The 14,393-nt window shown below is 47.1% G+C and carries 13 protein-coding genes; all 13 read right to left on the reverse strand.

Translation table 11 applies throughout. From position 1 onward, the window contains the following. Window positions 1-160: 160 nt before the first annotated feature. On the reverse strand, window positions 161-2,362 hold the full coding sequence (locus AB1K89_RS12795; RefSeq protein ID WP_413055109.1) for a YhgE/Pip family protein: 2,202 nt from the start codon (window positions 2,360-2,362) through the stop codon (window positions 161-163). Between the two features lie 69 nt (window positions 2,363-2,431). Next, the gene (locus AB1K89_RS12800) at window positions 2,432-3,004 is read right to left on the reverse strand and encodes a TetR/AcrR family transcriptional regulator (protein WP_413055275.1); all 573 of its coding nucleotides are present in this window, start codon (window positions 3,002-3,004) and stop codon (window positions 2,432-2,434) included. A 95-nt stretch (window positions 3,005-3,099) separates the two neighbouring features. Further along, on the reverse strand, window positions 3,100-3,366 hold the full coding sequence (locus AB1K89_RS12805) for a hypothetical protein (protein ID WP_413055110.1): 267 nt from the start codon (window positions 3,364-3,366) through the stop codon (window positions 3,100-3,102). 15 nt (window positions 3,367-3,381) lie between these two features. After that, a complete protein-coding gene (locus AB1K89_RS12810; protein ID WP_413055111.1) occupies window positions 3,382-3,768 on the reverse strand; it encodes an SHOCT-like domain-containing protein in 387 nt (128 codons plus the stop codon). A 12-nt stretch (window positions 3,769-3,780) separates the two neighbouring features. Then, entirely contained in the window at window positions 3,781-4,146 is a 366-nt protein-coding gene (locus AB1K89_RS12815; RefSeq protein ID WP_413055112.1) for a DUF2089 domain-containing protein, read from the reverse strand. Window positions 4,147-4,354: 208 nt separating this feature from the next. Continuing rightward, entirely contained in the window at window positions 4,355-6,214 is a 1,860-nt protein-coding gene (gene abc-f / locus AB1K89_RS12820; protein WP_413055113.1) for a ribosomal protection-like ABC-F family protein, read from the reverse strand. 113 nt (window positions 6,215-6,327) lie between these two features. Beyond that, window positions 6,328-6,450: an RAxF-45 family protein gene (locus tag AB1K89_RS12825; protein WP_413055114.1), complete on the reverse strand. Its 123-nt coding sequence runs from the start codon at window positions 6,448-6,450 to the stop codon at window positions 6,328-6,330. A gap of 69 nt (window positions 6,451-6,519) precedes the next feature. After that, window positions 6,520-7,764, reverse strand: coding sequence for a serpin family protein (locus AB1K89_RS12830; RefSeq protein WP_413055115.1), 1,245 nt, complete (start codon window positions 7,762-7,764; stop codon window positions 6,520-6,522). Between the two features lie 47 nt (window positions 7,765-7,811). Then, window positions 7,812-8,390 carry a lysophospholipid acyltransferase family protein gene (locus tag AB1K89_RS12835; RefSeq protein ID WP_413055116.1) on the reverse strand — a complete coding sequence of 193 codons (579 nt, stop codon included), beginning with the start codon at window positions 8,388-8,390 and terminating at the stop codon, window positions 7,812-7,814. A 281-nt stretch (window positions 8,391-8,671) separates the two neighbouring features. After that, a complete protein-coding gene (locus AB1K89_RS12840) occupies window positions 8,672-9,862 on the reverse strand; it encodes an acyl-CoA dehydrogenase family protein (protein ID WP_413055117.1) in 1,191 nt (396 codons plus the stop codon). Window positions 9,863-9,891: 29 nt separating this feature from the next. Then, a complete protein-coding gene (locus AB1K89_RS12845; RefSeq protein WP_413055118.1) occupies window positions 9,892-11,058 on the reverse strand; it encodes a saccharopine dehydrogenase family protein in 1,167 nt (388 codons plus the stop codon). Window positions 11,059-11,082: 24 nt separating this feature from the next. Then, on the reverse strand, window positions 11,083-12,561 hold the full coding sequence (locus AB1K89_RS12850) for an aldehyde dehydrogenase family protein (RefSeq protein WP_413055119.1): 1,479 nt from the start codon (window positions 12,559-12,561) through the stop codon (window positions 11,083-11,085). A gap of 179 nt (window positions 12,562-12,740) precedes the next feature. Continuing rightward, a complete protein-coding gene (locus tag AB1K89_RS12855) occupies window positions 12,741-14,270 on the reverse strand; it encodes a DHA2 family efflux MFS transporter permease subunit (protein WP_413055276.1) in 1,530 nt (509 codons plus the stop codon). Window positions 14,271-14,393 lie beyond the last annotated feature (123 nt).

Consider the following 14,393-nt stretch of genomic DNA (forward strand, 5'->3'; position numbering starts at 1 on the left):
ACTCTTTGAGCGCGGAACTCGACTCTTTGAGCGCGGAACTCGACTCTTTGAGCGCGGAACTCGACTCTTTGAGCGCGAAACCGTCGACTTTGGGCGCGCCAGCAACTCCACTCAAAATAAAAAAGCGAACCACGGATAATCACCCGCGGTTCGCCTTTTCTTATGCCTCTACAGTATCCCGTGAATACCGTTTCTTGAACACCAATGCAAAATAGCCAAACGTAATCGCCAAGCATGCGACCATGAAGCCGATCAGCACACCGTTGCTCGTCCATAGATGCGCCATATCCCCAGTGGAGATTGCCGCCTTGAAAGCTTGGACGGAATACGTCATCGGCAGCAACGTATTGAACACTTGAAGAGGTTCAGGAATTAATTCCAACGGGAACGTTCCCGCACTCGTCGTCAATTGCAAAATCAAGACGATGATCGCCATGAAGCGGCCCGGGTCAGCAAATAGCGACACCAGCATTTGAACAATTGCGATGAATGTGTAGCTTGTAATAATCGCTGTCAAAATGAACAACGGCAAGTTAACCGTCTCCATTCCGAGTCCCCACTTGATAATGCTGACCGCAACAAGAGCTTGGACGAGCCCGACAATTGCAAGGACCGATACCTTACTCGCCATCCATCCAAAAGCGCCGGTCGGCTTAATCGCCGGTTCAACGAGCGGAAAGACGATCGACAGTAACAAAGCCCCCACAAACAAGCCGAGCGATAAGAAGTATGGTGCAAATCCGGTACCGTAGTTCGGCACTTCATTGATGCCCTCTTTTTCAACATCGACAGGAGATGCCGCCATTTCATACGTTTTCTCATTCGGATGCACTTCACTCGCAGTCGCATTCGCTTCCGCAAGTTTTTCCTGCAACGTAAGTGTTCCTTCATCCAACGCCTTCATGCCGTCTGTCAATTTCGCCGAGCCATCCGCCAACTCCTTCGATTTCGAAGCGAGCGTGCCGGTTCCTTCTTTCAACGTACCTGTGCCGGCATTCAACTCATTCAATCCGGATGAAAGGTCGGATGAACCTTTTTGCGCTTTCGCAACACCTTCCGAAAGCTGTGCAAGCCCGGAAGACAAATCTCCATTGCCTTGCGCAAGAGCAGAAGCACCTTCCATTAACTTAGCGGAAGAACCGTTCAATTGATCAACGCCCGCAAATGCTTGTGCATGCCCGTCGCGTAGTTGACCTGCAGCGCCGTCCAATTGGGCAGCCCCTTCATGAAGCGCAGCCGTTCCCGACGAGAGCTCAGCCATGCCGCCTGAAAGTTCCGCACTTCCCTGTTGCAATTGGCTTAACGCCGCTTGTAATCCGGCTTGCTGTTCCTCCGGCAATGAAGCTAAAACCGGGGCCAATTTCTCGGATAGGTCGTTGATGCCCGCATTCACATTTACTGAGCCTTCCGCAAGCTTTTGGGCAGCCCCGTTCAACGCAGCCGATTTTTCATTCATGGTCCCAACCGCTTGCCCGAACTCGACTTCCTTTTGTGCAATTTGAGCATAGCTATCCCTCAACTGCTGAACACCAGCCGTATAGTTGGAAATGCCGTCTTTCAAATTCACAGCACCTTCAGATGCTTGAACCGCTCCCTTATGGAGATCCGCAACCCCCGTAGAAAGAGCGCCGATTCCTTTATTCAAATCAGCAGCACCTTTCGCAGCATCCGCAGTCCCCTTCGCTAAACGGTCCGAACCATCTTTCAATGTCACTGTGCTAGACGCCAATGTTTCCAAATAGCCTTTCAACTCATCTGTGCCTTTTGCAAGCTCCCTTGCACCATCATGCAATTCGCCTGCGCCATCCGCAGCTTCGCCGAACCCTTCCCCCATCTCTTGAAGCGAATCAAACAAATGCTCCGCATACGTCGAAGCGACCTTGTCATTCACTTCCGCACGAATCCGCTCCATCGCCGTCTCTCCGATTTGAGCAGACAAGAAGTTGAAGCCCTCATTCGGCTTGTATACAATCGTCAACTTCTCAGGGTTCTCGTCGAGCAAAGTTGTAGCGTGCTCCGAAAAGTTCTTCGGTATTTCAATCGCGATATAGTAGTCCTGATTTTTCAAGCCTGCCTCCGCGTCCGCCTTCGATACCTCTTGGATATTGAAATTATTGCCTTCCATCAGCTTGTCGACTAATTCGTTCCCTAGAGCAAGCTGTTCGCCATTCATTTCGGCTCCTTCATCCAAATTGACGATCGCCACAGGCAATGCGCTCATATTGGCGTATGGATCCCAAAACGCCCATAGGAACATGCCCGCATATAACACCGGGATGAAAAGGATGGCAATCATCGGCACAAGCAACTTCCTTGTACGAAGAAGCTGCTTCCATTCCGCGAATATCATTGATTTCTTCATTCATCATTCCTCCATTTGTACTGACTGACTAAAATCCTCATTTGGTCAATTGTGAATAAAAAAAGAGTCTCAAACTAAGAGACTTGTAAAAATGGTGCTGCGTAATAATTCCGCAATCCGTTCTTCGGACAGCTCTTCGCCCTCATGGGTTTTCCCCCAATCGACGACAAGTGCCATATACGACTTGAACAATAGGTATGCAACAAGTTCACTGTCGCATGGCTTCAGTTCACCTTTATTGACCGCCCGTTCAATTTTCGCTTTTATATAAGATACAATTTCATTTTCAATTTCGGCGAGCACTTCAATGACTGCCGGTGTGCGCAATTCTTTTCCTTCATCAATCATTTTGGCGTACAATTGATGAGTCTCCCGGAATTTCAACATTTGCATGAGCCGCGCATGCGCATTTTGTTCGAAAGAAGCGCCTTCGACTGTCACCGCATCGGATGCCACCCGCATCTCTTCGACCATTTGCAGGACGATTGCGTTAAACAGCTCTTCTTTATTCGCGAAAAACGTATAAATCGTTCCTTTGCCGACATTTGCTATTTTGGCGACTTGGTCCATCGTTGTCGCTTTATAACCGAATAGCGAAAACGATTTGGCAGCTGCCTCCATGATTTCTTGCCTGCGATCCACTTCCCCACCCCACTTCACTGACCAAAATACCATTCCGGTCATCTAGTCATTATAATACTCCTATCCCTAGCGGATTGCAACAAAAAAAGAAGTTATCATAGTTTCACGATAACTTCTGTGCCGTCCTTCGCCTTGACGTTTACTAAACCCAATCCCTTATGATTTTTCAACTCGGTAACAATGGCTCTCAATTCCTTTTTATCGATTGGCGGAATGGCAAAAACCTTTTCCTTATCTTCCGAATGCTCCACAATCCATTTGTTAATGAGTTTTTGAAGGCGCTCAGAAGACATGATCATAATGCCGATTGTCAGAAACACATAAGGAATCGGGATGAATAACCGCACCTTATCTGTCTTCACTTTGACGCGCATCATTTATTCGATAAAAACGGAAACTGTATCGCCGTCTGCCGACTTGACGTCGACGATTTGTCCGTCCAATTCATTATCAATCGCCTCGATGAGCACATCAATATCAATGTCCTTCACGTATTTTTCGGATTGAGGAATGTTCCCCGCAATGTTATGGCCCGCCTTCAATAGAACTTTGATGAGCTTGATCGGCAAATTGACAGAAACATTATCGTTATCCGCTGAAACGACACGGATTTTCAATGTCTTATCCGTATATGCAGTCGGTTTGGATGACGGTCCACTACCGGATTCCCTGTCTTTTAATACTCCGATCAGCTCAGATGCCTTCGCGGCGTCAACTTTCCCCTCTTGCACCATCGTCAACACTTTTTCAATTTCCGTTTTCAACATGAACTCCCCCTATTCATCTTTTAACAGCCGGATTGCTTCTTCCGTCGTGATTTCCCCTCTTTCCAACATGGCGACTACTTTCTTCTCATCCACCTCACTCTTCTTTTTCATTTCATATCCGAGTGAACTGACAACCTCATTCAGTTTGCCTCGAACAGTCGGATATGAAATTCCGAGTTCCTTTTCAACTTCTTTAATATTTCCCCTGCACGCCAAAAACACTTCGACAAAATGGAGCTGTTCCCCCGACAACGCAGCCAACTTGGACAGTTCAAACTCATTCTCAATGGATGTATGGCATCGGGTGCAATGTAGCTTCGTAACTTTCAGCGTTTCCCTGCAGACAGGGCAATGACTAATAACGGGATATGCCATAATAATCTGAATTCCCCTTTCATTTGAATCCATCATATCCCAATCATTTAAAAAAAGCAAGCATGATATTAATTATTTCAACTTGATTATTAATAATCTTAATTCCTAAGTTGGATTTTATTATTATTCTTAATTATTGAATGAAAAATAAAAAGGCGAGGGAGATTTTCATGCCCCTTCACCTTTTGTGTAGTAGAGAATTTATTTTTCATTCATTTTCAATCAACCATTTCTCATAATAGGCATTCAGTTTTTCCTGCAACGATTTAATCTTCTCTTCAGTTGATTCGTAGTCATTCCAGTCTGTTTCGCTCGATAACTTCTTTTCCAATTGCTCAATTTGAAGTTCTAACGCCGCGATTTCTTCTTCCACATTTGTTTCTTTTTTCAGCTTAGGCTTCTTATCGACAATCATTTTCTTTGAAGGCTCAGCAACTTGCGTTTGTTGCATTTCGTTCCATTTCTGCCTCGCCCAGTCGAACGGGCCTTCGAACATCGTCATTTCACCGTCTTCCAGCCATGCTGTGCGGGTAAATAATTTATTCAAGAAGTACCGGTCATGCGAAACGGCGAGAAGCGTTCCCGGAAAATCCTCCAATGCGTCTTCCAGCACTTCCCGTGATTCAATGTCCAGATGATTCGTCGGTTCATCCAATATGAGAAAGTTCACGTCCTGATGCATCAATTGTGCGAGCCGCAGCCGTGTACGTTCCCCGCCGCTCAAATCGCCAATCCGCTTGAACACATCTGGTCCGTAAAACATGAACTTCGCGAGAATATGCCGCGCTTCGCCTTCCTCCACGCCGACCTCTTTCCGGAATACGTCAAGCAGGCGTACTTTCGGATCCTCGATAGCAAAATGCTGTGAGAGGAATCCTACCTTCACATTGCTTCCCAACTTGCATACTCCTGCATCAGGGGCAAGCTCGCCAAGAAGCATCTTCAGGACAGTCGATTTTCCGCTTCCATTCCTTCCAACAATCGCCGCCCGGTCCTTCCAGTACACTTGCAGATTTGCGCAACGCAACAATTTGTTTGCTCCGAATGATTTCACGGCTTCTTGCATGATGACGACTTCCTTGCCACTTCTCGGTGCCGCCTCAAAGGACAAAGCCATTTTCCGTGGATCGATCAACGGCTTACGCAACTTCTCCATCCGTTCCAGCGCCCGCTCCATATTCCTCGCTTGCCGATGAAGTCCCGCATTCGGCGGATTCGCTTCATTCGCCCAGATCCGAAGCCGCTTGATCGCTTCTTTCATTTTCTTGATTTTCTTCTGCTGTTCTTCATAGTCCTGGAATTCGCGCAGAAGACGCTCTTCTTTTTCTTGGACGAATGAACTGTAATTGCCGGTATACAGATGCAGATCCCCATCTTCAAGATCCGCTATCTTTTTCACGACGTTATCGAGAAAATAGCGGTCATGTGAAATGATGACGACCGTCCCTGTGTAGTCCGTCAAATACGCCTCCAGCCATTCCACCGCGAATAAATCCAAATGATTCGTCGGTTCATCTAATAGGAGCAAGTCAGGACGAGTGAGCAGCAGTTTCCCTAACATGATTTTCGTCTGTTCCCCGCCGCTCATCTGACTGAATTCCTGTTCGACAAATGCCCGTAATTCCAGACCGTTGATGATCTTTTCAATTTCCGAGTCCATTGCATATCCGTCACGACGAACAAATTCATCTTGCAATTGTCCGTATCGAAGAAGCAGGCGATCCATGTCCGCTGTATCCGGATTCGATAATTCCAATTCCATTTCAGACAGCTGGTGTTGGATGACCTTCAATTCTGTAAACGCACTTTGGAGTACATCATATCCGGTCACCGGCTGATCGAATGAAGGGATTTGCGATAAATATCCGATTTTGGAACCTTTTTTATAATGGATGCGCCCAGCATCCGGCCGTTCGACATCCGCAATGAGCTTGAATAACGTCGTTTTCCCGCTTCCGTTTCGTCCGACGACGCCTAATTTGTCACCTGTTTTAATGTCCAATGAAAGATTTTCAAAAATGGTGTTGCCACCAAGCATTTTGCTTACTTGTTGTATTGTACAGATCATAATTTTCCGCTTCCTCTCTGTTTTACAGCTCAGGAAAGCACAAAAAAGACTGCTTTATAGCAGCCTTCCTCCAAGAAATATTGCAAGGAATGATGTGCTAAACAGCTGTGTGATTACTGAAATTGGCTAAAAAAGGGCATACGTATCCCGTTGATGGCAATTTCATGAGTAATCGCACACGAAGTGGATAAATATTCCAGTAAACTTTCACGTGCATACACAGTGTCCAACATCATTCCTCACCTCCGTCCGATAGTAGTAAGAATAGTTTAGCATGAGTTATTTCTTTTCACAATTGAATTTTTCTATATTTCAGGATTTACGACAAACCCCATGAACAAGACAACTCCCGTTTCATTATCCGTAATCACAAAGAAAAATGGTCGGTTCACATCCATGACGAAAGGGTCGTCGGGCGGTGCAGAAGTTTCCTCTATTTGTACACCAGTGACCGCAGCCGCTTCCGTTCCTTTTTCATTCACATCGATATATGTTTTTTGCTTCACCTTGCTAATGAATAGGGAGTCATCGCCTTCAACCATCTTGCTGAAATCAGCCCTGTCTGTGAAGGCACTCTCCATGCCGAGGGCTTCGAGTGCATCATTCAATTCCGTTTCATACTCGATTTTAAACTTGGGAAGCAGAAGCGTCCCTCTCATGCTTCCGAAATTGGAACGGAGCTCATCCCACTTTTCAGCCGACAGCGTAGTTTGAAATTCTTCAAAGCTTTTCTGTTCATTCGGAAGCACGATTGTCATGCTCATTTCGCCGTCCCCGTACGGAAGTTGAACTGCTTGGAATTCATTGTTGACCATATAGGGCAACTTTTTTTCAAGCTTCATGAAAGGCACTTCTTTTTCGGTTCCATCCGTCATTTGAAAATCATGATTTTCCGTGTTCTTCTTATCGAACGGATATTGCCAATCGCCTTTGAAATAAATGGCGTTCAGCAGCATCACAATGAGATTGTCGTCTAATGGACCATCGACCATTTTGTCAATTTTGCCTTTGGTGGCCTTCTCCACCCAATCATTGATCTGTTTCGCCGGATCGCTGCTCTTGATGTCAATTTCCTCGATCTTCGCGTTGAAATAATCCTTCGTCCGTTGAGCAAACTCTTCTTGGAAATGAAATTCTTCGTTAATCCAAATGGAATTGGCGACTTGTAGTTGGATGGCCTTGGAATCCTTATTCATTATCGTTACGAGGGATGCATTCGCTTTATTCACATCGTTCGGATCAGTCCCCTCTACTTGCAAGACTTTCGCGATTTCTTCCTTCGTAGTGCCGTCCGCTCCGTTATACACCATTGCTAGAGCCATCAATAGACTAGTAGGGGAAATGAACAGATTTCCGTCGTCATCTGCTTCAATTTCCTTAAATAATTTAAATCCTAATTCATTATTGGGGGCTACAATCTTTTCATAATCCTTATCGCCGAATTCAACACCTTCTGCAATTTCAAGATTTCCTTCATTCGACGTTCCACATCCCGTCGTCGACAGTAGAAGGCTCATTCCCACAAGAGAAGCGGTAATTTTCCTTTTCATATCAATCACCATCCTTGTACACGTAGACTTCTCGGAGATGGAAAAGGTTACAAGTTTTCATCATGAGCCGAATTGATTTCACGATTTAATTTCTCCGTATAAGCGTTGATTTCTTCTTTACTTGCACTATCAATAATGAATGGATCACCGATTGTAATGGTTGCTTTTCGGTATTTCCAAACATCTTTTAGATCTGCAGGCCCTTCATATGTAACCGGAACAATCGGCACTTTCGCCAAACTAGCAATAGTGATGGCTCCTCGCTTTACCGGAGCATTCTCAGCTGTCCTCGTTCCACTCGGAAATATCCCAACAACCTCCCCAGACTTCAGTAGTTTTACAGGTGTTTTAATACTGCTAGGTGATGGGTTCTCTCGGTCGACAGGAAAAGCGTTAATGCTCGTTAAGAAAGCGGCAACCATCCTCCTTCTAAAGAGCTCTTTCTTCGCCATAAAGTGGATGGGCCGAGGCAATGAAATGCCAAGCGCAATAATTTCCAGCCAACCACGGTGAGCGCACGTGATGACATATCCCCCACTCGCAGGCAGGTTTTGAGTATTTTTCAATTCAATTTTTGCGATGAAGAAAAAAATGATCTTCGCCAATGTGGCTGTTAATTTATACATGTCATCCTCCAGTCATCATCAACGTATAGAACCTTAACCGCAGAAGTGATCATATATCATGACAAGTGATCATATATCGCAACAAGTGATCATAAACCACCACAAGTGATCATATATCGCAACAAGTGATCATATATCGCAACAAGTGATCATAAAACACCACAAGTGATCATATATCGCAACAAGTGATCATATACCACCACAAGTGATCATATAGGCGGGCGGTTCCCCATAATAAAACGCCAAGAGCGATGAGGCTCCTGGCGTTTTTCACCACTCCATTAGTCAAACGGCCATTCCGGCAGCATATTACTCAACTTCTTATCTTCTCGATAGCCCAATACGTATTCTGCCTGCATGATCGTATGGATTTCGCGCGTTCCTTCGTAAATGACAGGCGCTTTCGAGTTGCGCAGGAAGCGGGCGACCGGGTATTCGTCCGAATAGCCGTATGCGCCGTGAATTTGGAAGGCGTCGTCTGCGGCTTTATTCGCAAAATCGCATGCTTGCCATTTGGCGAGGGACGTTTCGCGTGTGTTCCGTAGCCCTTTATTCTTCAATTCACCTGCACGGTAAACGAGGAGGCGGCTCATTTGGTAGCCTGCTTCCATATTGGCGAGCATTTGCTGGACGAGCTGGTGCTTGCCGATTGGCTTGCCGAATGTTTCACGTTCATGGCAATATTTCACGCTTTCCTCGATGCAGCCCATGATGAGACCAACCGCGCCCGCCGCCACTGTGAAGCGTCCGTTATCGAGTGCGGACATCGCAATTTTGAACCCTTCGCCTTCTTGACCTAACAGGTTTTCGGCAGGGATGCGCATATCTTCGAAAAACAGCTCGCCCGTATTGCCTGCCCTAATGCCGTATTTGCCTTTGATCGCTTTCGATGAAAAGCCCGGCGTCGTGCGTTCTACAATGAATGCACTGATGCCATGGTGCTTCTTCGATTTATCCGTATACGCAAAAACGAGGAAATGATCCGCTACGTCACAAAGAGAAATCCACGTCTTCTGTCCATTAATGACGTATTCATCCCCGTCGCGTACGGCAGTCGTGGACATCGCCGCAACGTCTGAGCCCGCTCCTGGTTCCGTCAAACCGAATGCACCGATTTTTTCACCCTTCGCTTGCGGCACCAAGAATTTTTGCTTCTGCTCTTCCGTTCCCCATTGCATGAGCGTCATCGAATTCAATCCGATATGGACGGAAACCGCTGTTCGGAATGCCGTATCACCGCGCTCCAGTTCCTCACAAAGGATGGCAAGCGAGTTGTAATCCATCCCGCTTCCCCCATATTGTTCCGGTACACAGACGCCCATGAATCCTAAGTCCGCAAGTTTTTTCCAAATCGCCGGATCGAATCCGCCCTCCGCATCCCACCGTTGAATATGCGGCATAATCTCTTCATCTACGAATTGACGCGCTGTCTTGCGCAGCATTTGCTGTTCTTCTGAAAATCCAAAATCCAATTCCCACAACCCCTTTCCCTTACTAGCTATTAAACGTGAGCTTCTTGTGTTTTAACCGTTTCCTCAATGACAACGCCGCGTTTTTTCATCTCTTCAATGTATTCTGCGCCAGGCACGATATTTTCAGGTGGATGGACCCCTCGTTTCGTGATCGTGCCGTTGCCAATCATTTGCGCGACAATCGAGATCGTATTCGCTGTCGCACGGGCCATCGCCGTTTCATTCACCGTCAAATCCTTCTTCGTCACCATGTTATACTCGTATGTTGCCGGCACCCCGTGCGCTTCGCCGCTGACAATAACGCGGAGAAGGACGGCATCCGATTTATCCCCCAATCGTAATTGTGGGGATAGATGCTCTCGCATGACGTCGCGCACTTTCACTTGTTTATCGCCGACTGCCACTTCATTTTCGCGGGACAATAAACCTAGATCGACAAGCAATTGGAATTTCTCAGCATGCCCTTTGTAACGGATCGTCTTATATTCGAGTGTCTCCACGTCCGGGAATGTCTTCGTCAACGTCGATGTACCGCCGGAAGTATGGAATGCCTCGAGCTCGCCGAATTCATCGAAATGGATCGTTTCCACTTCGGATAACGAAGGGACTTCAAGCAGTTGCCCATTACGGATGACATGGGAAGGGTCTGTATAATGGTCAAAAACGCCTTCCAACGAGAACACGACATTGTAATTCAGCGGAGGCTCCGGCTTAACAGGGATTCCGCCTACGTAAAGTTTGATGCTCTCCACTTTGTCGAGTTTGCTTGCGCCATAGCCTGTCAAAATGTTGATCATGCCCGGCGCCACCCCGAGATCCGGAATGACCGTCACCCCTTTCGCTGACGCTTTTTCAGCCAGTCCCAATACAGCGTCGGTCGCTCCGCCGATATGTCCTCCGAGGTCGATGGAATGAACCCCAATATCCACCGCAATTCGCGCAACTTTTTCATTGAATGTGTAGAACAGCGCATTGATGACGACATCCCCAAGTGCCATTACTTCCTGCAGCTGGAGGTCATTTGTCGCGTCCAGCTGCAAGAGGTCCAATTTATCCGACATGAGTTGCTCCGCGAATTCTTCCGCCGGCCTCAAATTCAAGTCAGCCAAATACACTTTTGTCACGTCGTCGCTTTTCACGAGATCACGCACTGCCTCTTTCCCCATTAAGCCTGCGCCTAATACAACCACCTTCATGTGAACATCCCCTTTATTCCGAAATTATTCCGTGTCGATTTGCGCCCGTTGCAGTTTTCCGCTGAAATCGACGTAAATGCTCTTCCACTCCGTGAAGACATCTAGCGCCGCGACTCCGGAATCCCGATGTCCGTTGCCCGTTCCCTTCGTCCCTCCGAACGGAAGATGGATTTCCGCCCCTGTCGTTCCGGCGTTCACATAGACGATTCCCGTATCGAGATCTCGTTGCGCCCGGAATACTTTATTCACATCTTTCGAGAAGATGGAACTAGATAAGCCGTAAATGACACTATTGTTCACTTCGATCGCCTCGTCCAGGCTGCCGACTTCAATGAGAGAAACGACAGGTCCGAAGATTTCCTCCTGCGCCAATCGGCTATCCCATTTCACATCAGTAAATAACGTCGGTTCGAAGTAATGGCCTTTCGCAAAATCACCTTCTGTCAGCACACTCCCCCCCGCCAACAGCTTCGCACCTTCCTCTTTTCCAATTTCGACGTAGCTCTGGATTTTCTCCAATGCCTTTCCGTTGATGACCGGCCCGATTTTCACAGACTCGTCCAACCCGTCCCCGATCGTCAAATGCTTCATCGACTCCAATAATTTCGTTTCCAACTCTTCCTTAACATCTTTATGCACGATGACTCGGCTGCATGCGGTGCATCGTTGCCCTGCCGTTCCGAATGCGCTCCAAAGGATTCCTTCCACCGCCAAGTCGATATCTGCGTCATCCATGACGATGACCGCATTTTTTCCGCCCATTTCAAGAGACACTTTCTTCAAATGACGCCCGCCTGTCTCAGCGACATGACGCCCTGTTTCCGTCGACCCCGTAAATGAAATGACACGGACATCCGGATGCTCGATCATTGCCGTTCCGACTTCAGTCCCCGAGCCGAATACGATATTGGCAACACCTGCTGGAAGTCCAACCTCTTCGAAAATACGTGCCATTTCATACGCCATCATCGGCGTTTCTGTAGCCGGCTTCCAAACAAATGTATTCCCCGCGACAATCGCCGGGAACGATTTCCACGTCGCAATTGCCACCGGGAAGTTCCACGGCGTAATCAAACCGACAACCCCGATTGGTGCACGCACGCTCATCGCGAATTTATCCTGCAGCTCGGAAGGGACCGTTTCCCCAAACAACCTGCGGCCTTCTCCCGCCATATAGAATGCCATGTCAATTCCTTCCTGCACTTCCCCGCGGCCTTCTTCGATGACTTTCCCCATTTCACGTGTTAACACTTGCGCTAAATGCTCTTTTCGTTCCTTCATGAGATTGCCGATTGCATATAAATAATCCGCCCGCTTCGGTGCAGGAACGAGCGCCCATTTTTTCTGCGCTTCCTTCGCCGCCTTAACAGCCAGATCCACATCTTCGCTTGTCGATAAACGCACTTGTGCAAGCTCTTCCCCATTTGCCGGATTCGTGACAGCTGTATACTTCGCTCCCCCGCTATCTTGCCAAGTACCTCCAATAAAATTGTTCAATTGCATGATTCCATTTCCCCTTTCCAACACGAACTTTTTTCGCAACCGCTTACAATCTATCTATTTCGACATTATCTACCTGAATTCCTTCTTCAATTAAAATAAAATGCGGAATAATCCGTAAAAGGTGAAATGCAAATATAGAAAAAGGCGTAGACGAGTTGTCTACACCTTTGTAAATTATTTTATTCCTGCACAGTCTTCGTTTCTACAGAAACATCCGCAGCAGGTAATTTCATTTCATCATGTTTCAGAGGACGGACCCTTTTAATGAAGAGAGTTAGAATCAAAGCGGCAACAGAAATGAATGTTGCAATCAGGAAGGAGTAATTGATACCGTCCAGCATTGCCTTCAAGCCGATTGCATGCTCCATAACGGCCAATTCGCCTTTTTCCGTCGGCATATTACCGGCTGCAATGGCATCCTGCACTTGAGTTGCGCCTGATTTCTCCATCCGCTTCGTCATGATCGTAAGCAGAATTGCAGATCCAATTGCACCGGACACTTGCTGCAACGTATTGTTCATCGCCGTGCCGTGCGGATTGGATTTCATCGGAAGCTGGTTCAAGCCGTTTGTCATGATCGGCATCATGACCATCGACATCCCGAACATCCGGATTGTATATAGCGCCATTAAATAGTAATACCCTGAATCTAATTCCAGTCTACTCAAGTAAAACGTCGTAACGACCGTGATGACAAGTCCGACGAGTGCAAGGACCCGCGCACCATATTTGTCGAACAGCCGGCCGGTGATCGGCGACATGATTCCCATGAGGACCGCACCTGGAAGCATCAATATCCCTGCTTCAAACGGCGAAATGCCCCGCACTTCCTGAACGTAAAGAGGCGTCAGGATCATCCCTGAGAACATTGCGACTGACAAAACAATCGAAATGACGGATGCGAGCGCGAACATCGGGTATTTGTAAATTTTGAAGTCCAGCATCGGATCTTCCATCTGTAATTGCCGGATGACGAACGCGATCAGCGCTACCGCCCCGATTGCAATCGTTCCATAAACGATTGGAGCGTCCCATCCTTTATCCCCAGCTGAGCTGAATCCGTATAATAGACCGCCGAAACCGATGCTCGATAATACGAGTGAGAAAACGTCAAGCTTCACCGACGCATTCGGCGTAATGTTCTTCAACTTCCAAAGCGCAAAGACGATTGTCAGAATCGCAAACGGTAACACGATTTCAAAAAGTGTGCGCCATGAATAATGTTCAACAATCCAACCTGATAATGTCGGTCCGATCGCAGGCGCCGTGAACATGACAAGCCCGAACATCCCCATCGCAGATCCCCTTTTCTCAATCGGGAAGGCGACAAGCATGACGTTCATGAGCAACGGCATCATCAAAGCGGAACCAGATGCTTGGATCATACGTGCCGCAACGAGCAAGCCGAATGTCGGTGCAAAGATGGCAAGACCCGTTCCGATCGTGAACAACGTCATCGCCGTCAAAAACAGCCTCCGGTTCGTAAACTTCTGCACAAAGAAGGCACTTGCCGGGATCATAATGCCGTTCACGAGCATATAACCGGTCGTTAGCCATTGTACGGCTGAAGGCTTCACCTGAAACTCATTCATAATGACGGGCAAGGCAATATTCAATAATGTATTGTTCAAGATGGCGACGAACGCCCCAAAGAATAAAATCGCAATCATTCCGTAAGGAGGCTTTTCGTGCATCTTCTTAATATCCATTTCCAATAGAATTCCCCCATTCAAATCAATCTCTTTCTATACACAATTTCATATTTTATACCCTCAGTCTAAAATAATCAAATGCAGAAACCGTTTTCATATAAAAAAGTTCCCCATGCTATC

Source organism: Sporosarcina pasadenensis, from assembly GCF_047228845.1.
Classification (GTDB): domain Bacteria; phylum Bacillota; class Bacilli; order Bacillales_A; family Planococcaceae; genus Sporosarcina.

What these genes read in the sequence shown, in the direction of transcription:
- AB1K89_RS12850 (WP_413055119.1), bottom strand. Translation starts at nt 12,561, where the DNA reads ATGCAATTGAACAATTTTATTGGAGGTACTTGGCAAGATAGCGGGGGA.
- AB1K89_RS12795 (WP_413055109.1), bottom strand. Translation starts at nt 2,362, where the DNA reads ATGAAGAAATCAATGATATTCGCGGAATGGAAGCAGCTTCTTCGTACA.
- AB1K89_RS12845 (WP_413055118.1), bottom strand. Translation starts at nt 11,058, where the DNA reads ATGAAGGTGGTTGTATTAGGCGCAGGCTTAATGGGGAAAGAGGCAGTG.
- AB1K89_RS12815 (WP_413055112.1), bottom strand. Translation starts at nt 4,146, where the DNA reads ATGGCATATCCCGTTATTAGTCATTGCCCTGTCTGCAGGGAAACGCTG.
- abc-f (WP_413055113.1), bottom strand. Translation starts at nt 6,214, where the DNA reads ATGATCTGTACAATACAACAAGTAAGCAAAATGCTTGGTGGCAACACC.
- AB1K89_RS12830 (WP_413055115.1), bottom strand. Translation starts at nt 7,764, where the DNA reads ATGAAAAGGAAAATTACCGCTTCTCTTGTGGGAATGAGCCTTCTACTG.
- AB1K89_RS12855 (WP_413055276.1), bottom strand. Translation starts at nt 14,270, where the DNA reads ATGGATATTAAGAAGATGCACGAAAAGCCTCCTTACGGAATGATTGCG.
- AB1K89_RS12835 (WP_413055116.1), bottom strand. Translation starts at nt 8,390, where the DNA reads ATGTATAAATTAACAGCCACATTGGCGAAGATCATTTTTTTCTTCATC.
- AB1K89_RS12825 (WP_413055114.1), bottom strand. Translation starts at nt 6,450, where the DNA reads ATGATGTTGGACACTGTGTATGCACGTGAAAGTTTACTGGAATATTTA.